General features: G+C 60.6%; 16 protein-coding genes and 1 pseudogene. 7 read left to right on the forward strand and 10 right to left on the reverse strand.

The features are described from left to right. Nucleotides 1-46: 46 nt before the first annotated feature. Nucleotides 47-340: a hypothetical protein gene (locus tag OKC40_RS15650; protein ID WP_042658673.1), complete on the reverse strand. Its 294-nt coding sequence runs from the start codon at nucleotides 338-340 to the stop codon at nucleotides 47-49. A gap of 212 nt (nucleotides 341-552) precedes the next feature. Here OKC40_RS15650 and OKC40_RS15655 point away from each other — a divergent pair, with 212 nt between their 5' ends. From OKC40_RS15655 to OKC40_RS15670, 4 genes and pseudogenes are all read left to right on the forward strand, one after another. Next, nucleotides 553-753: a YbfA family protein gene (locus OKC40_RS15655; protein ID WP_005334863.1), complete on the forward strand. Its 201-nt coding sequence runs from the start codon at nucleotides 553-555 to the stop codon at nucleotides 751-753. A 207-nt stretch (nucleotides 754-960) separates the two neighbouring features. Next, nucleotides 961-1,442, forward strand: a pseudogene (locus OKC40_RS15660) (GNAT family N-acetyltransferase). Between the two features lie 178 nt (nucleotides 1,443-1,620). After that, the gene (locus OKC40_RS15665; protein WP_163129426.1) at nucleotides 1,621-2,916 is read left to right on the forward strand and encodes a methyl-accepting chemotaxis protein; all 1,296 of its coding nucleotides are present in this window, start codon (nucleotides 1,621-1,623) and stop codon (nucleotides 2,914-2,916) included. 161 nt (nucleotides 2,917-3,077) lie between these two features. Continuing rightward, complete coding sequence (locus OKC40_RS15670; RefSeq protein ID WP_042061387.1) at nucleotides 3,078-3,632, forward strand: DUF3332 domain-containing protein; 555 nt, start codon at nucleotides 3,078-3,080, stop codon at nucleotides 3,630-3,632. A 59-nt stretch (nucleotides 3,633-3,691) separates the two neighbouring features. Here OKC40_RS15670 and OKC40_RS15675 read toward each other — a convergent pair whose 3' ends face one another. From OKC40_RS15675 to OKC40_RS15700, 6 genes are all read right to left on the reverse strand, one after another. Beyond that, nucleotides 3,692-4,750 carry an FUSC family protein gene (locus OKC40_RS15675; protein WP_058052814.1) on the reverse strand — a complete coding sequence of 353 codons (1,059 nt, stop codon included), beginning with the start codon at nucleotides 4,748-4,750 and terminating at the stop codon, nucleotides 3,692-3,694. Nucleotides 4,751-4,811: 61 nt separating this feature from the next. Beyond that, the gene (locus OKC40_RS15680; RefSeq protein ID WP_270795894.1) at nucleotides 4,812-6,575 is read right to left on the reverse strand and encodes a bifunctional molybdopterin-guanine dinucleotide biosynthesis adaptor protein MobB/molybdopterin molybdotransferase MoeA; all 1,764 of its coding nucleotides are present in this window, start codon (nucleotides 6,573-6,575) and stop codon (nucleotides 4,812-4,814) included. After that, nucleotides 6,572-7,216 carry a molybdenum cofactor guanylyltransferase MobA gene (mobA, locus tag OKC40_RS15685; protein WP_270795896.1) on the reverse strand — a complete coding sequence of 215 codons (645 nt, stop codon included), beginning with the start codon at nucleotides 7,214-7,216 and terminating at the stop codon, nucleotides 6,572-6,574. Before mobA ends, OKC40_RS15680 begins: the two co-directional genes overlap by 4 nt. Continuing rightward, the gene (locus OKC40_RS15690) at nucleotides 7,188-7,883 is read right to left on the reverse strand and encodes an energy-coupling factor ABC transporter ATP-binding protein (protein ID WP_042658678.1); all 696 of its coding nucleotides are present in this window, start codon (nucleotides 7,881-7,883) and stop codon (nucleotides 7,188-7,190) included. Before OKC40_RS15690 ends, mobA begins: the two co-directional genes overlap by 29 nt. Nucleotides 7,884-7,917: 34 nt before the next feature. After that, complete coding sequence (locus tag OKC40_RS15695; RefSeq protein ID WP_005347674.1) at nucleotides 7,918-8,619, reverse strand: ABC transporter permease; 702 nt, start codon at nucleotides 8,617-8,619, stop codon at nucleotides 7,918-7,920. Between the two features lie 64 nt (nucleotides 8,620-8,683). After that, entirely contained in the window at nucleotides 8,684-9,526 is an 843-nt protein-coding gene (locus OKC40_RS15700) for a substrate-binding domain-containing protein (protein ID WP_270795899.1), read from the reverse strand. Between the two features lie 252 nt (nucleotides 9,527-9,778). On the opposite strand from OKC40_RS15700, the gene OKC40_RS15705 reads away from it, so the two are divergent. Beyond that, the gene (locus OKC40_RS15705) at nucleotides 9,779-11,134 is read left to right on the forward strand and encodes a sigma-54-dependent transcriptional regulator (protein ID WP_270795900.1); all 1,356 of its coding nucleotides are present in this window, start codon (nucleotides 9,779-9,781) and stop codon (nucleotides 11,132-11,134) included. Nucleotides 11,135-11,159: 25 nt separating this feature from the next. Continuing rightward, nucleotides 11,160-13,238 (forward strand): sensor histidine kinase, encoded by a 2,079-nt coding sequence (locus OKC40_RS15710; protein WP_270795901.1) that lies wholly within the window; start codon nucleotides 11,160-11,162, stop codon nucleotides 13,236-13,238. Between the two features lie 80 nt (nucleotides 13,239-13,318). Here the strand turns inward: OKC40_RS15710 and OKC40_RS15715 are convergent, their stop codons facing one another. Both OKC40_RS15715 and OKC40_RS15720 read right to left on the reverse strand, forming a co-directional pair. Further along, nucleotides 13,319-14,185: a helix-turn-helix transcriptional regulator gene (locus tag OKC40_RS15715; RefSeq protein ID WP_013723539.1), complete on the reverse strand. Its 867-nt coding sequence runs from the start codon at nucleotides 14,183-14,185 to the stop codon at nucleotides 13,319-13,321. Nucleotides 14,186-14,274: 89 nt separating this feature from the next. Next, nucleotides 14,275-15,132 (reverse strand): formate dehydrogenase accessory sulfurtransferase FdhD, encoded by an 858-nt coding sequence (locus tag OKC40_RS15720; RefSeq protein WP_270795902.1) that lies wholly within the window; start codon nucleotides 15,130-15,132, stop codon nucleotides 14,275-14,277. 206 nt (nucleotides 15,133-15,338) lie between these two features. Here OKC40_RS15720 and OKC40_RS15725 point away from each other — a divergent pair, with 206 nt between their 5' ends. Then, on the forward strand, nucleotides 15,339-15,863 hold the full coding sequence (locus tag OKC40_RS15725; protein WP_182937978.1) for a hypothetical protein: 525 nt from the start codon (nucleotides 15,339-15,341) through the stop codon (nucleotides 15,861-15,863). A gap of 267 nt (nucleotides 15,864-16,130) precedes the next feature. Here the strand turns inward: OKC40_RS15725 and OKC40_RS15730 are convergent. Then, a partial coding sequence (locus OKC40_RS15730) for a hypothetical protein (protein ID WP_270795904.1) occupies nucleotides 16,131-16,785 on the reverse strand: 655 nt, incomplete at its 5' end.

Raw genomic sequence — 16,785 nt, forward strand, 5'->3', positions numbered from 1 at the left:
CTCTCTGTTTTCCCTGAATCATCTCTCTTAGAGCCGTGAACCTCGGTCAGTATCCTTGCTGCACCAGTAACTGTTCGCAACCTGCCTGTTTCCATTCGCGCTCGAGATAGTGGCTCACATCCGCCATGTTTTGCCCCCGATATTGAAATTGCAGCTCGGCGCTTTGGTGTCCGAGATCCGCCATCCGTTGTTTCAGGGTGCCGCATTGCCACAGGCTGACGGTGGGCACGCCCCGTTCGGCCAGCACGATGGCATCGTCCCTGTTCAACTGCCACTCCTCCAGTTGTGCCCGTGTCAGGGCAATCATCAGCACCAGCAGTGCTACTTCCGACAGTTTCATGCGCATCTCCCTACAGCATGTTTTTCCCCTGATAACTGTGGCAAAGCGCACGATTTTCGCAAGTTTGTTAACTGTTGGTTAATGACGTAACCCGTTTTCAGTATTTCCCGTTTTTCACCATTTTTTTATAAAAAAATGGGTTCGTGATGTAGTAATCCTACATGGAGTGGAGTAATCTTTGTTCAGTGGTCTTACCAGTAAGGAGTTACATCATGTTTCATCCCTTTTCCCTGACTCAGATTATTCTTCGTCGCATTTATGTATTGCTGGTGGGCATTCTGGCGTTCCCCGTGATGCTGTTTCGCAGCGATCGTGCCCGCTTCTACAGCTATCTGCACCGGATCTGGAACAAAACCAGCACCAAACCGGTTTGGCTCAAAATGAGCGAGCGTGGCGAGCGGATCTTCTACTAATCCGCAATTTGATTTCGATGAAAAAGACAGCTTCGGCTGTCTTTTTTTATATGTTTAAAAACATATAGTTAACTATATGCTCTGCTATTATCCGCATTCCGGTTACATGGTCGGCGTCGGTGGTTCCTGTGCCGTGCAGATTTGCCGAGCAGGCCCACTTCCGTTTGGCCCCCTCTCTCGATGTGCTCTGTGATGCAAGGAGATGCGATGATCATTCGTCAGGCCCGAGCCGTAGATATTCCCGCGCTGGTAGCGCTGCGCATGCAGCTGTTCTGCGAGGTGGTGAGCTGGCGAGCCCGCAGGCCGATCCTGCCCTGTGGCAGGCGACGGTTGACTACTTTACCCAGGCGATGAGTGAAGAGGGGTCTTTATCCTGGCTGGCCGAGGTCGATAAGCAGGAGGGCGGCAAGCAGATCGTGGCGGCGGGAACGCTGGCGCTGTTTGTGCGGCCACCCTATCCCAGCAATCTGGCGGGGGTGGAGGGGTATCTGCTCAACATGTATACGCTGCCGCAATGGCGCCGGCAGGGGATCGCCACGGCGCTGCTCGACGCCATTACCGCTTGTGCCAGAGCGCGTCAGCTCGGCAAGGTGTGGCTCCATGCCAGCGATGAGGGGCGCCCCCTCTATGAGCGGATCGGGTTTGTCACTAATCCTGCCTCGCTGGAGTGGCAACCGGGGGCCGGATAAGGGGGCAACCCCGTTCTGGTGAGTCCCGGCCGGTCCGTTTGATTTACCGCAATAAATATGGCGTCAGATGGGAGCGTGATGACGCGGCCAACTATGCTGATGGAGCTCGCTACCATTATCTTATTGATCCACTGTGTGGTTTGGCCATGGTGGGGGCCTGTCTGGAGGATACGTTTCGATGTTCAATAGCAAACTGAAAGCCGAGTTGCAGCAGTGTCAGGAGCAACTTCTGGCACAGCAGGGATTTTTCGACGCCGTGCACGGCAGCGTGGCGACCATCACCTTTACCCCGGATGGCACAGTGCTGGCCGCCAATGATCTCTTTCTCAATGTGGTGGGTTTCAGTGCGCCCGAGGTTATCGGTCAGCATCACCGCCTCTTCTGCGACAAGCAGTATGCCCAGAGCAGCGCCTATCAGCAGTTTTGGGCCGATTTGAAACAGGGGCGCTCCCGTACCGGGGTGTTCCAGCGCTTCAACAAACGGGGCGAGGCGATCTGGCTGGAGGCGACCTACTTTCCCGTCAAGTTGCGGGGTGTGGTGACCAAGGTGATCAAGATTGCCGCCGACATTACCGAGCACCATCTGCAACTGCTCAGCCAGCAGGCGGTGGTGACGGCGCTGGACCGCTCGATGGCAATGATTGAATTTACCCCAAGCGGAGAGGTCGTTACCGCCAATGGCAACTTCCTCCATACCATGGGCTATACCCTGGCGCAGGTGCAGGGCAAGCATCACCGTATCTTCTGCGATGATCAGTTTTATCGTGAACAGCCCCACTTCTGGGAGGAGCTGGGCCGTGGCCAGTACAAGTCCGGCCTCTTCTGTCGTCAGAACAGTCACGGCGGCAAGGTGTGGCTGGAGGCGACCTACAACCCGATCCTCGACGAGCATCGCAAGGTGGTGAAGGTGATCAAGTTCGCCAGTGACATCACCGAGCGGATCAACAAGAGCGATGCGGTGCGCGAAGCGGCCATGCTGGCTCACAGCGCGGCGCGGGAGACCCTGAACTGTGCCGAGCGCGGGGCAGGTTTGCTCGCCTCGGTGGTCGACACCTCCAGCCTGATTGCCAGCCAGCTCACCCACAGCATTGGCCTGATCAACCAGCTGAACGAGCAGTCGCGCAACATCGAGGCGATCGTCTCCACCATCAGCAGCATCGCCGATCAGACCAACCTGCTGGCCCTCAACGCGGCCATCGAGGCGGCGCGAGCGGGGGATCAGGGGCGCGGCTTTGCGGTGGTGGCCGACGAGGTTCGCCAGCTGGCGGCCCGCACCTCCCTCTCTACCGACGAGATTGCCAAGGTGGTGCAGAACAACCGCGAGCTGACCGCCAGGGTCACCTCCGAGATGTCCGACGTCGCCAGCAGCGCCGAGCTGGGCAAACAGCAGGTGGGAGAGGTGAATGAGGTGATGAGCGAGATCCGGCGGGAGGCCAACAACGTCTCCAGCACCGTCTCGGATCTGGCGATCTGAGCCCCCGAACTTTCTGCCATGCCGGGGCATTGACTCATCTTTGAGCAGTCAGTGCCCCAATCTGAACCCCTCCTGTATCGTCCCGCCATTGTGAATTGTTCTGGTTTGACCTCTTGATTAGGCTTGCCGCCTCATTCATTTCAGAGCAGGAACAGAACAAGATGGCATTACAACAGAAGGGGCGGGCAATGGCCCTGCTGGTTATGGTCGCGAGCATGGGTCTGGGCGGCTGTATGGGGCAGATGGGGCTTTCCGGCATGGTTACCAAGGGCAACCTGAGCGTGGTGGATAACCGCTACGGTCGTGCCGGGGTCTTTATGCTGCTTGCACCAGTCTACGGTCTGGCAGCGACCGCTGACCTGTTCGTCTTCAATACCATCGAGTTCTGGTCTGGCAAAAACCCCATTACCGGCAAATCCCCGGCCGTGGTGGACATGAAGGCCAACCCGGTGATCAAGGTGAACCAGCATCTGGATCCGGCCCTCAAGAAGGTGCCGCTGGCCATGCTGCCACAAGGGGTGCGCGAGGTGGAGATCAGCTACCCGAACGAGCGTACCGCCCAGATGGAAGTGCACTATCTGGATGGTCGCAGCAGCATGATGCGCGGCGAGAAGCGCGGCGAGCTGATGGATATCTACTTCGACGGCAAGTTTGTCTCTACCCTGACCCGATCAGAGTTGGAGCAGATGAGCGCGAACGCCAGCGCCGCAGCCTGATCATCACGGCTGATACCGACAAACAACGCCCCGCAACTGCGGGGCGTTTTGCATTGGGCCTAGTCGGGCTGCTTGCGATGGGGCGGGGTGAGGATCAGCCCCAGCAGGCGGCGCAGGTGGGTGAGCTGCTCGGTCAGCTGCACGTTGAGCCAGAGGTAGCCATTGATGGCCGCCTCGGTGTTGGGGGGGAGTGACACCTGAGTCGCCACCTCGTGCAGGCGGGCGATAGCGGCATCCGCGCCGCGCCCGTCACCGGTTAGCATCATCAAGGCAAGCTGGTTGATCGCCTCCTCGGTGGCTTGATGGCAGGCGTGCAGTTCGCGGGTGCTCTGCATCAGGAAGTGGCTCTCCCGATCGTTCCAGTAGGTGTTGGCCAGCATCTCCAGAGTGCAGAGGGTGTTGCGCATGGTGACCTGCACCGCATCAAACAGCGAGATACTGTGGCGCGTCTCTTTGGCCGCGGGGGCCAGCAGGGCCCGCAGTTTACCGGTCTGGGCCAGCAGTTGGGAGAGATTGTGCTTGAGGCGCGGGCGTTCCAGCACATTGGGGGAGAGGTGAGTGTGATAGAGCCGCCCCGACTGCTGCAGGATCTGGTGCAGTTGCAGCCGCCAGTGGCTGTAGGCGCGCTGTGGATAGATGCTGCAAAAGAGCAGCGCCAGCAGGGAGCCCAGAATCACGTCGGCACTGCGCCACAGTGCCGTTTCTATGTCCCCCGGCATGGCTCCCATGGTGACCCCCAGCGTGATACCGATCAGCAGCCCCACATAGGGGCGCTTGCCGAGGGCCAGATAGCCGCACAGGAACATGATGCAACCGCACCAGATCAGGGTGAGTGGCAGGGAGTAGATCTCGAGATAAAGTGCTACCACCCCGCAACTGGCGCCGAAGATGGTGCCCACCACCCGCTGCAGGGCGCGGGAGAGCACATTGCCCCAGAATGAGATGGGGCCCATCACCACCACCAGGGTGATCAGCGGCCAGGTGCTCTCCGGCAGTTTCAGCTCGCGGGTCAGCAGAAAGGTGAGCATAAAAGCGAGCGCAATGCGCAGGCCGTGGACGATCCGGTAGCGGCCATAGACCAGCAGATCGAGTCGGGAGAGGGGGGCATCAAGACGCACAGTGAGCCTCGTATCAGGTTGCTGACAGGGCGCCTACATCCGGCCGACGCCCCGTCGGGATTCAGGCCAGTCGTCCCTGCAGGGGGTGGATCCAGACCCGCTCGCCAACGGCGATCCCGGGTTGGTCCGGCACGATTTCGATCAGGCAGTTGGCATCGGCCATGGAGCTGAGAATACCCGAGCCCTGTGGCCCGGTGGTGCGCACCCGCAACTGGCCGTTACGGTCCTGATGGAAAATGCCGCGCAGAAACTCGGTGCGCCCCGGGCGGCTCTTCATCTTCTCGTCTGCCAGTGCCGACAGGCGCAGCGGCTGCCACCGCTTGCCCTGCAAGCGGGCTATGGCGGGCTCGACAAACTGCAGCACGCAGATCATCGCCGCCACCGGATTGCCCGGCAGGCCGAAGAAGGGGGTCTGCCCCAGCTTGCCAAAGGCGAGCGGGCGGCCCGGCCGCATCTGGATGCGCCAGAAATCGATCTGGCCGAGTTCAGCCAGCACCAGCTTGATAAAGTCGGCGTTGCCCACCGAGACCCCGCCCGAGCTCAGCACCAGATCGGCACTGGCGGCGGCCTGCTCCAGCTGCTGGCGCAGGATGGTCTTGTCATCGGGAATGATGCCAAGGTCCATCACCTCGCAACCGGCGGCGCGGATAAGGGCCATCAGGGTGAAGCGGTTGCTGTCGAAGATATGGCCGGGGGCGAGCTGCTCGCCCGGGGCCTGCACCTCGTCACCGGTACTGAACAGAGCCACTTTCAGCGGGGTGCGCACAGTGAGACTGGCTTGACCGAGGGATGCTGCCAGCCCCAGCTGGGGGGCACCCAGCCAGGTGCCAGCCGGAATGGCGACCGCCCCCTTGGCGAGATCTTCTCCGGCGAGACGCACATTCTGTCCCGCCCGGATCGGGGCGGTGACGGTGACCCACTCACCTTCAATCTGCGTCTCTTCCCGCATCACCACGGTATCCACGCCGGGGGGAAGCGGGGCGCCGGTCATGATCTGCACCGCCTGACCGGCCAGCACCGGTTCATGGCGCTGCTGGCCCGCCAGCACTTCACCCACCAGCAGCCAGCGACCGGCGGCGAGATCGTCGCTGCGAAGGCCAATGCCGTCCATCGCCGAGTTGGCGTGGGGCGGCACATTGATGGGGCTGATCAGATCGGTGGCCAACACTGCGCCGTGGCACTCGGCCAGCGGTTTGTCGCAGCAGGCGGTGCTTGGGGTGAGGGCCGCCAGAATGGCGTTGCGGGCCGCTTCGACCGAGAGAAAGCCCTTGCCCGCCTCCGGCTCCTTGCTCTGGCAGCCGTCAAGCCAGCGACAGACGAAGTCGGCGATGGCCGCCAGATCGTTGATATCGAGGCGGGGCAGGCTTGTCTGCTGTTGTTCGCCACTCTGTTGGGGCTGATCGCTGGCCAGCGCGATGATGTCGCCGTCTTCGGGGAAGAGCAGTGGCTTGCCAATTTCGGCGCGGTGCAGCTCGATTTTCGGGAAGTGTTCGTGCTTGAACCCCTCGACCAAGAGCAGATCGAGCTCTGTCTGATCGAAGCTTGCCAGCAGCTGGCGAAAGTCGGCTTCGGCCAGCTCTGTCTCAATGATGCGAGCGTGGCGACGGCGGGAAGCCACCATCATCTGCTGGGCACCCGCCTTGCGCAGGCGATAGCTGTCCTTGCCCGGCTGGTCGATGTCAAAGTCGTGGTGGGCATGCTTGAGCACCCCGATGCGCAGGCCGCGATCCACCAGCAGGGGGATCAACTGCTCCAGTAAGGTGGTCTTGCCGGTACCGCTCCAGGCGGCGAAGCCGAGCAGGGGAAGGGTGGGGGCCGGGGTCATGAGGTGACTCCTTGTTGGGGGTCGATAGCCGGGGCAAGCAGACGGGCCTCGTAGGCGGCCAGCTCGGCAGGGCTGTTGAGATTGATAAAGGCATCCGGCTGATCGGCAAAGCTCACCACCGCCATATGGTGGCGGGCAAACCAGATATCGATTTTGCGCTCTCCCTCTGCCAGCGCAGCGGCGAGAGAGGGGAGCAGGGATTTGTGCAGCAGAGCCACCACGGGTTGCAGCCAGTCGCCGTCGTGGGCCACTACCAGCTCGGTATCCGGGGTCAGGGCGGCGCGAAAGCGGCTCATCAGATCCAGCGGCAGGGCGGGGCCATCGCAGGGAACGAACAACACCCAGTCGTGACGGGCGGCGGCAAGGCCTGCCTGCATGCCCGCCAGCGGGCCGAGATAGTCGTTGTTGTCATCGCTGATGACCGGGGCCAGCGCCTGATAGCGGACCTGACTGCGGTTGGCGTTGATCAGCACCTCATCCACCTGGGGGCGCAGCCGTTCCAAAACGTGGTCGATAAGAGGGCGTCCCGCCAGCGCTACCCATCCCTTGTCTTCACCCCCCATCCGGGTGGCGCGGCCTCCTGCCAGGATCACGGCCGATACGGGAAAAAGCCTAGAGGGAGATTCGCTTCTTGAAGTCATGTCGCTCGATGATTTTTAAAGGGGTCGTCTCTTGCAGCTGGCCACGGGCGAGGGTCCATTGCCGCTCGCACAGGTCGGTCAGGGCGTTGCTCTGGTGGCTGATGACGACCAGGCCGCTGCCATGTTCCCGCAGATCTTGCGCCAATGCGGCCATCAGGGCAACCGAATGTGTGTCCAGATTGGCGGTGGGCTCATCCATCAGCAGAAAGGCCGGTTGCAGCGCCCAGGCGCGGGCCATCGCCAGTCGTTGCCGTTCGCCACCGGACAAAATGCTGATGTGCTCCCGCGCCAGCCCCTCCAGCTCGACCCGGCGCAGCGCCTCGAACACCCGGATCTCGCTGCCGAGCTGTTTATCCAGCGCCCAGGCTACGTTGTCGTGCACCGTGCGATCGAACAGATAGGGGGTCTGGTGCAGATAGGTGACCCTGCCCGGCCCCAGATCCCGCTTGAGCAGCCGGTTGAGCCGTTGTTGCCAGCGCCCCGGCAGATTGGTGTGGCCACGGGTGGGGGCGAGCAGCCCGGCCAGGATCTTGAGCAAGGTGGTCTTGCCCACCCCATTGGCCCCGTGCAGCCAGATGGCATCCCCCGGTGCGATGGCGAGCCGGTCAATCTCGAACAGCTGGCGCTCGCCAAAGCGCATGGTGAGTTGCTGGGCGGTCAGGGCCATGGGGTACTCCTGTTGATACACAGTGGGGGCATGGTCAGTTCTTCAGATAGCTGTGGCCGCGACACGCCGTCAGCAGCAGGTTGAGCAGCAGCGCCAGGGTGAGCAGCACTATGCCAAGGGCCACCCCCTGGGTGAAGGCCCCTTTCTGGGTCTCCAGCGCGATGGCGGTGGGGATGTTGCGGGTAAAGTGCAAGATGTTGCCCCCCACCATCATGGAGCAGCCCACCTCGGTGACGATGCGGCTGAAGGCGCCGATGATGGCGGCCAGCAGGCCAAAGCGGCACTCGTGCATCAGGCCGATCAGCGCCTTGGGCCAGGAGACCCCCAGCGTCAGGGCGGTCTCCCAGGCACGGCGGTCACTCTGGACAAACGCCGCGTGGGCCATGGTGGCGATCACCGGAAAGGCGATCAGCATCTGCCCCACCACCATCGCCTGCTGGGTAAAGAGCAGCTTCCAGTCGCCAAAGGGGCCGGCCCGCGACAGCAGCATATAGAGCAGCAGGCCAATCACCACGGTCGGCACCGATTGCAGGGTATTGATGCAGGAGAGCCAGAGCCAGCGGCCGGGCAGCGGCAGATAGGCCAGCGCAAAGCCCAGCAGCAAGGCGGGTAGCAGCACCAGCAGCAGGGCGATGCAGGAGACGGAGAAGGAGACCCCCACCACCTGCCACAGTTCGGTGTCACCACTGAACAGCAGGGCGAGGGCTGCTAATGTCGTGTCGAGCAGCGTTGGCATCAGGCGCCTCTCTCAGCGAACCGGGGGAGGGCCATCAAGGTCATCGCAGGGGTCAGGGTTGCCATTATTTCCCGTTGGCATCCGCTACAAACAGCGCCTGACCGGCCACCTTGAAGTTGCCGATCAGGGTCTGGCCGTGCTCGGAGACCAGCCAGTTCTTCAGGGTGCGCGCCCCTTCGGTGTTGAGATCCGGGTAGCGCTTGGGGTTGACCAGGATCACCTGATAGGGGTTGAACAGACGCTTGTCACCCTCCAGCAGTACGGCGAGATCCAGCTTGCTCTGGTAGGCGAGCCAGGTGCCGCGGTCGGTCAGGGTGTAGGCACCGAGCTCCGAGGCCATGGTCAGGGTCGGGCCCATCCCTTGGCCGATGGATTTGTAACCGGCAAACTCGGGTTTGACGTCAGCGGCTTGCCACAGGGTCTTCTCCTTGATGTGGGTACCGGACTCGTCACCGCGGGAGATAAAGGTCTGGCCCTGCTCCTTGATGGCCTGCAGCCCCTTGGCGGCATCATGCAGCTTGCCAAGACCCGCCGGATCTTTCGCCGGGCCGACGATAACGAAGTCGTTGTACATCAGGTGCACCGGCTCGATGCCAAAGCCCGCCTCGACAAACGTCTTCTCGGCAGAGGGGGCGTGGGTCATCACCAGATCCGCGTCGCCATTTTCGCCCATCTTCAGGCTCTGGCCTGTACCGGCCGCCATCACCTGCACCGGATAACCGGTCTCCTTGGTGAACTGGGGCAGCAGCCAGCCCAGCAGACCGGACTGCTCGGTGCTGGTAGTGGTGGCGAGGCGGATCGGCGCTTTTGTGGCATTAGTATCCGCTTCGGCGTGGGCGGCCCCGGCGATCAGCAGGCTGGCCGCAAGGGAGAGGGCAAAACGTTTGAGGTTGGTTTTAATCGTCATCTTGATGCAACTTTTCATGAACGATGAGAGGAGGGCAAGAGTAAGCAAGCAAGGTGCCAAACTGTTCCTTTGTCGCTGCATTCACGGTTTGCCGTTTAAAAACAGAAGCTTATTAAAATCAATTAGGTGAGCTTGTTATCGCTTTTAATAATTGGTGTTGGTGCTTTTGATACGGTAAGGACAAAATGTCCCACTAAGGTTCCGGTTATCGGGACATTCTCCGACCTTACGTGCATCCGAGGTACTTTTTTCATGACTGCACCTGCCAGCCGCTGGTCTGCCCTCTCCCTGCTCATCGTCGACGATGAGCCCGGCATGCGCAGCTTTCTGGCCAAGGCGCTGGCCAAGCGCTTCGCCCAGATAGAGACTGCCGCCAGCGTGGAAGAGGCGGAAGCCCTGCGCTGCCGCCTGCATTTTGATCTCATCATCGCCGACATCCGGCTGCCGGGGCGCTCCGGCATCGAGTGGCACGAAGCCATCGATCCGGCCACCCGCCGCAGCGACATCATCTTCATGACCGGTTTTGGCGATATGGAAACCGCCCTCAAGGCGCTGCGCCTCGGCGCCAGCGACTTTATCCTCAAGCCCTTCAATCTCGACCAGATGGTGCAGGCGGTGGACAGGGTCATCGAGCGCCGCCAGATGGAGCGGGAGAACCTGCTGCTGCGTCGGGAGGTGAGCAAGCTGTTCCCACCCACCCTGATTGGCGACAGTGCCAAGACCCGCGAGCTCAAGACGCTGATTGCCCGGGTTGCCCCCTCCAACGCCGCCGTGCTGGTGGAGGGGGAGTCCGGTACCGGCAAGGAGCTGGTGGCCCGCGCCCTGCATCAACTCTCCGGCCGGATGGGGGCCTTTGTGCCGCTCAACTGCGCCGCCATCGCGCCTGAGCTGCTCGAAAGCGAGCTGTTTGGCCATGTGCAGGGGGCCTTTACCGGCGCCCGCAAGGGGCGTGACGGCCTGTTTCGGGTCGCCCATCAGGGGACGCTGTTCCTCGACGAGATCGGCGAGATGCCGCTGGCCATGCAATCGTCCCTGTTGCGGGCGCTGGAGCAGAAGGCCATCCGCCCGGTCGGTGCCGAGCGCGAGCTGGCTGTGGATGTGCGCATCGTCGCCGCCACCAACCGCAACCTCAAGGCCGAGGTGGAGGCGGGTCGCTTTCGCGAAGATCTCTTCTATCGCCTCAACGTGGTGGCGCTGCCGGTGGCGCCGCTGCGCGAGCGCATCGACGACATCCCCGCGCTGGTGCACCACTTCACCCGTCAGCTCACCGCCGAGATGGGGATGGGCTCCTTGAGCTGGACCCACGAGGATGTGGTGGCGATGCAGGCTTACCCCTGGCCCGGCAACGTGCGCGAGCTGCGCAACCTCATCGAACGCTGCCTGCTGTTGGGCAAGCCGCCGGCGGATTACTGGCAGAGCAGCAAGCCCGCCGAACAGGGGGCGAGCGAGGAGGGTTATCCGCTGGCGTGGCCGCTGGCCGAGGTGGAGAAGGCCCACATCCTGCAAGTGGTGGCGAGCCATGATGGCAACAAGTCGGCGGCCTCCCGGGTGCTGGGGGTGGCGCGCAAGACGCTGGAGCGCAAGTTCAAGGAGTGGGCCATCGAATGAAGTGCTGTAACCGGATGGCGTGCCGATGAAACTGACCCTGCTGCCCCGCTGCGTGCGAACCAAGGTACGCTGGCGCCTGCTGCTGCTCACCTCGGTGCCCATCATGCTCACTCTGGCGGGCATGATCGCACTCACCCTCTACTGGACCCTCACCTACAGCTGGCAGAACCTGCTCACCACGGTGCGCAGCGATCTCGGGGTGGCTCACCACGCCATCACGGTGCAGCAGCAGCGCCAGACCGAGCATCTGGAGCATCTGCGCGATGCCTGGGCCTTTCAGTTGCGGCTGCGGGAATCGCCGGATCAGCTGCAGGATTGGGTGATGCCGCTGGCGGCCAACTATGGCCTCGATTTTCTACGCTTGCGTCAAGGCCCCGCGCTGGATCAGCTGACGGCGCAGGAGCGCGCCGCCCTCACGGCCGGACGCAGCGTCAGCCACTTCGTGGTCTGGTCGCAGCAGGAGATGCGCGCCCTCTCCCCGCAGTTGGCCAAGCGGGCTGTGTTGTGGCAGCGGGATGGCACCAGGGCGGTGGAAAACCGGGGGCTGATCAGCCTCTCTCTGGCTCCGGTAATGGGCCGCGACGGCTCCCTTTGGGCCGTGCTGGAGGGGGGCGAGCTTGTCAACGGCAGCACCCGGCTGGTGGATGAGCTCAAGGGGCAGGTGTTTGCCAAAAACACCCTGCCGGATGGCAGCGTCGGCACCGTCACCCTGTTTCTCGACGATCTGCGGGTGAGCACCAACGTGCCGGTCAGCAGCAGTCGCCAGATTGGCCGGGCGGTAGGCACCCGGGTCTCGCCGCCGGTGCGCGAGCAGGTGCTGGGGCGGGGGGAGATGTGGATCGATCGTGCCTTCGTGCAGGATGCCTGGTATGTCTCGGGCTACGAGCCACTGCTGGGGGCCAATGGCGAGCGCATCGGCATGCTCTACGTCGGTTTTCTCGAGTGGCCCATCATTCGCACCTACCTCACCAATCTGGTGGAGCTGGGCTCCGGCGTAGTGCTGCTGTTGCTGCTCTCTGGCCTGCTGGTCTATCGCGGCGCGCGGGATCTCTTCTCCCCCATCGAGCGGATGCACAAGGTAGTGCGGCAGGTGCAGGCCGGGGAGTCGGCTCGCATCGGCCCGCTGGCCCTCGATCCCGACCACGAGCTGGCCCAGCTCGGTCGCCAGTTCGACGCCATGCTGGACAGGCAGGAAGCGCATCAGCAGCAGATGGCCCGCAGTGCCGATGAGCTGGAGCAGAAGGTGGCCGAGCGTACCCAAAGCCTCGAGCTCAAGACCGCCGAGCTGGAAGATCATATCCATATGCTGACCGAGGCGCGCCAGCAGCTGCTGATCAGCGAGAAGCTGGCAGCCCTTGGCGAGCTCTCGGCCGGGGTGGCCCACGAGATCAACAACCCCTTGGCGGTGATCCTCGGCAATGTGGAGTTGATGAAGCTGGAGCTGGGGGAGGCGGCCGAGCCGGTCAGCGAGGAGCTGGCGCTGGTGCTGGCCCAGATCGAGCGCATTCGCGCCATCACCCGCAGCCTGCTGCAATATTCGCGCCCCGGCGATTACGAGACCGCACCTGTGTGGCAGCACCTCAATCCCATCATCGAGGAGAGCCTGACCCTGGTGCGCTCCGCCCTGCGCCAGCAGCAGGTGGAGCTGGTGGCCGATCTCAGGGCCCAGCAGCCCATCGAGGCGGATCGCCAGCAGCTGCTACAGGTGCTGATCAACCTCTTGGTCAACGCCAGCCACGCGCTGGGGGAGCAGGGGGAGATCCGGGTCGAGAGCCGCGACTGGGTCGATGAACTGGGTCAGCTGCGCGGGGCAGAAGTGCGGGTGATCGACAACGGCAGCGGCATCGAGGCGGCCATTATCGACAAGATCTTCGACCCCTTCTTCACCACCCGCGCTACCGGCACCGGTCTGGGGCTGGCCCTGAGCCACCGCATCATCAGCCGCTGGGGTGGGGAGCTGCTGGTGGACTCCACCCCGGGGCAGGGGAGCTGCTTTACCGTACGGTTGCGCAGCCACGCCCTGCTGCCCAGCGGCAGCGAGCCCGCGAAACTGGAAGGGTGGCGCATCGCCCTCAATGCCGAGGGGCGTGAGACAAGCGATTGATGCTGTTATAAAAAGGCCCGTTACAAAAACAGCCCGTCAACATGGTTGGCGGGCTGTTTTGTCGGTGGGTGAGTGGTTATTTACTGCGGGCTCCACACCAGCTTGCCGCTCTGGGTCAGGTCATAGCCGCCGAGGCGGGCCGCCAGCTCGCGTCCCTCGGGGGATTGCAGCCAGCCGATCAACTGCTGCAGCAGGGTGCGAAAGAAGACCCCCTGCGGCATCACCAGATCGAAGCACTCCTGCGACAGCGGCATAAAGCCGAGGCCAAACTCGGTGGCGGTACTCTGGGCGCCGGGCCCGACGTCCGCATCGCCACGGCTGATGGCAGCGGCCAGCTCCCGCTCGCTGTTGACCTCGAGGGTACGTTCCAGCCGGGTCAGCGACTCCCCTTGCGTTTGCAGCCACTCCTGCAGGGCGCGCTGGCTGCCAGCCCCCTCCTGACGCATGGCCCAGCGCCAGTCGAGCGCTTCTTTCGCCTCCTTGGGTTGCAACCCCTGGCGCAGCACCAGCCCCTGCACCCGCCTAAATCCATGAACGATCACCCATTGTCGGTGGCCCTGATACTGCTGCACCAGCGCAGGATGGCGCAGGTGGGCCTCCTCGGCCTGCCCCCAGTGGATGGCGCAGAGATCCACATGGCCGCGTGCCAGCATCGCCAGTCCCTGACGGGTGCCGCACGGGGTGTAACCCACCAGCGCCTGGGTGCCGAGCTGCTGGGCCAAACGGCTGCTGGCGTAGTGGAGCAGTACGTCATCCGAGCCCGCCAGCAGCAGCCGGTCGTTCATCACCCCTTCGTGGCAGCTGCCGAGCAGCCAGCGATCGAGCAGGGAGCGCGGAAACAGCCACTTGCCGGTCGCCTTGGTGGCGGGGATGCGCGCCTCGTTGGCGAGCTGGTAGACCTTCTTCTCGTTGAGATCGAGGTACTCGGCCACCTGCTTCACGTTCATAAATTCGTTCATGGCTTGCGTTTGACCCTCTGGCTGGCGTGGTCGAGATACAGAGCGATCAGTTCGGCACTCATCAACTCGTTCATTGCCTAGTCCCGCATTCCGCGACCGGCCGAACCGGGCGCCAGCACCGGCGGCTTCTCGTCCAGCACCATATGATCGTGGCCGCTGAATACCTCGAAGTGGCGCCCCTTGGCGCGGGCAATCATGGTGATGCCGAGCTGGCGGGCCAGATCCAGCCCCATCTGGGTGACGCCGGAGCGCGACAGCAGCACCGGAATGCCCATCTGCGCCACCTTGATCACCATCTCCGAGGTGAGCCGCCCCGTGGTGTAGAAGATCTTGTCGCTGCCACTCTCGCCGCGCATCCAGAGCTCGCCCGCCAGGGTATCCACCGCATTGTGGCGCCCCACATCCTCGACAAAGGAGAGGATTTCGGCGCCGCGGCAGATGGCGCAGCCATGCACGGCACCGGCCATCTTGTAGGTTTCGTTATGGGCCGACAGCGCCTTGAGCAGGGCGTAGAGGGTGCTCTGTTTAAGCTCAGGCGCCGCCAAGACCACCCCTTCGAGCTTCTTCATCACGCTGCCATACATGGTGCCCTGACCGCAGCCGGAGGTGACCGTCTTCTTCTCCAGCGACTTGTCGAGATCGGCGGCCTGCTGACTGCTCACCACGGCGGCGGCCTCGCTCTCCCAGTCGACAATCACCGACTCGATGGCCGAGATATCCTCGATAAAGCCCTGATTTTTCAGATAACCCAGTACCAGCGCCTCGGGGCGGGCCCCCAGCGTCATCAGGGTTACTATCTCCTTCCAGTTGAGGTAGACCGTCAGTGGCCGCTCACAGGCGATTTGGCGGGTTTGCAGTGTGCCCTGCTCATCCATCACCTCGACGGCCATGGTGAGCTGGGCGGCAGCATTGCTTTTGATAAAGGTCGGTGTCATGGGCCCCTCGCGACCGGTTGCCGGGATCTAAGGGGAGGGATACAGCAAGTTTTGTTCCAGATTACTTTGGGCGAGACTCTCTTTCTACGGGGTTGAATAGGTTCAAATACAGTTTGCGATTCGAATCAACTTCCATTACAGGTAGATGACGTGGTTAATATGGTGCAGTAGGGAATACCTATGCATTTTGTGAAGGAGAGAAATTAATGGTTTTGCCTAAAGATCGACTTCGGAAAATTCATGGTATTGCAGAGCCACTAGGTTCTGCTGACCCATCGGTTCTTGCAAGAAGAAAGTATCACGAGATGGTTGCTACATGGTTGGCGAATAAATCTTATATTTTGCAATTACTCTTCGTGACGATTGGTTTCGTGAACGTATTGCTTCCTGCATTGTCTAGGCCTTGGCGTGCGGTGATCGAAAGTACTTTTATAGCCAGAGAGATATTTCATGATTATTCAACATTTAGCGGGTTGGCAATAGCCAATCTCTATATTTTGATAGCATTATTCCTAATTAGAACCTTGCAAATAAAGAGCCTGCCAGGAGGTTCTGCTTTTGCTCTTTCCTATAGAAACATTATTGATATGGAGCTCTTTCCAAGAACCCCAAAAGAAGAATTAGCTTATTGGTCTGAGATTGTATTTGGCCTTGCAGGCACGACGATATGGCTGTTTATACCATTTGGAGTGCTTGCATATTTCATCAAAATATCTCGTGTGTTGGGCTAAATCGTAGGTTGGTGCTGAACGTAGTAAAGCCCAACGTTTACCGAATGATCTTGTTGATGTTGGCAATCATCTTGTTACTCGGTTATTGCCAACATTAAGCTGGATTGGGATGTGGGAGAATTGGTTTTTCTTTACTTAACTAGAGAAAAGTGGATTGAGTTATCATGCCTTCAATTATTTGGAATGGTAATTTCCGTGCAAATAGTGTACGACTCCATTATTTTTAGGTCTGCACAACAAACGTCGCAGACCAATATCCATCTAATATTAGAGGTCGCTTATAGTTGTTTCATTTTGAAGCGTATACCCAAGCTCAAGGGGTAATGTTTTTTCTGATGAAAAATCTTTAGGAGTAAATTCATTGGAGGATCTTGATTCTGAAAGTAATCCCATATGTTGATAGGCTTCCGCCACTAGTTCGCTACAGAAGAGTGAACTTAAATCTTCATTATTTTTTCCAAAAATCCCATCGTAGGCTGATTTTATAAGCTCTATCTTGCTTTTTTCATAGGGACGTCCACTTACTTCATGTCGAAAAGCATTTAACCTAGTGATCATATCTATGGTTAATGGCTTGGACAGTTGTCTGATGCTAATCTGATAGCCTTTTGCAAAACACTTTTCTAAACGTTCGGATAGCTCAACCCGTTGAACACCTTTTGTGAGTTTTCCTGTATCGGCATCAGATATATCGCTAAGGGTTGTCGACTCCCAACAAAATATAGATCCCAAAGGGTCTAATGGGTCATCAAAACGATAAACCATACCAACATGAGACCAGTTGCTTAGAGTGAAAAATTTTATTCCATCAGAAATCCCTCCTTTTCCTGAAAATAGTAATATATCCGTCATTCCGCACCTGATTTTGCTATTTTCAGTGCTTGACGGCGATCGGCCGTTCTGATCTATTACTCTCTTTTGC

Origin of the sequence: Aeromonas sp. QDB11, assembly GCF_027705265.1 — a bacterium.
Classification (GTDB): Bacteria; Pseudomonadota; Gammaproteobacteria; order Enterobacterales; family Aeromonadaceae; genus Aeromonas; species Aeromonas allosaccharophila.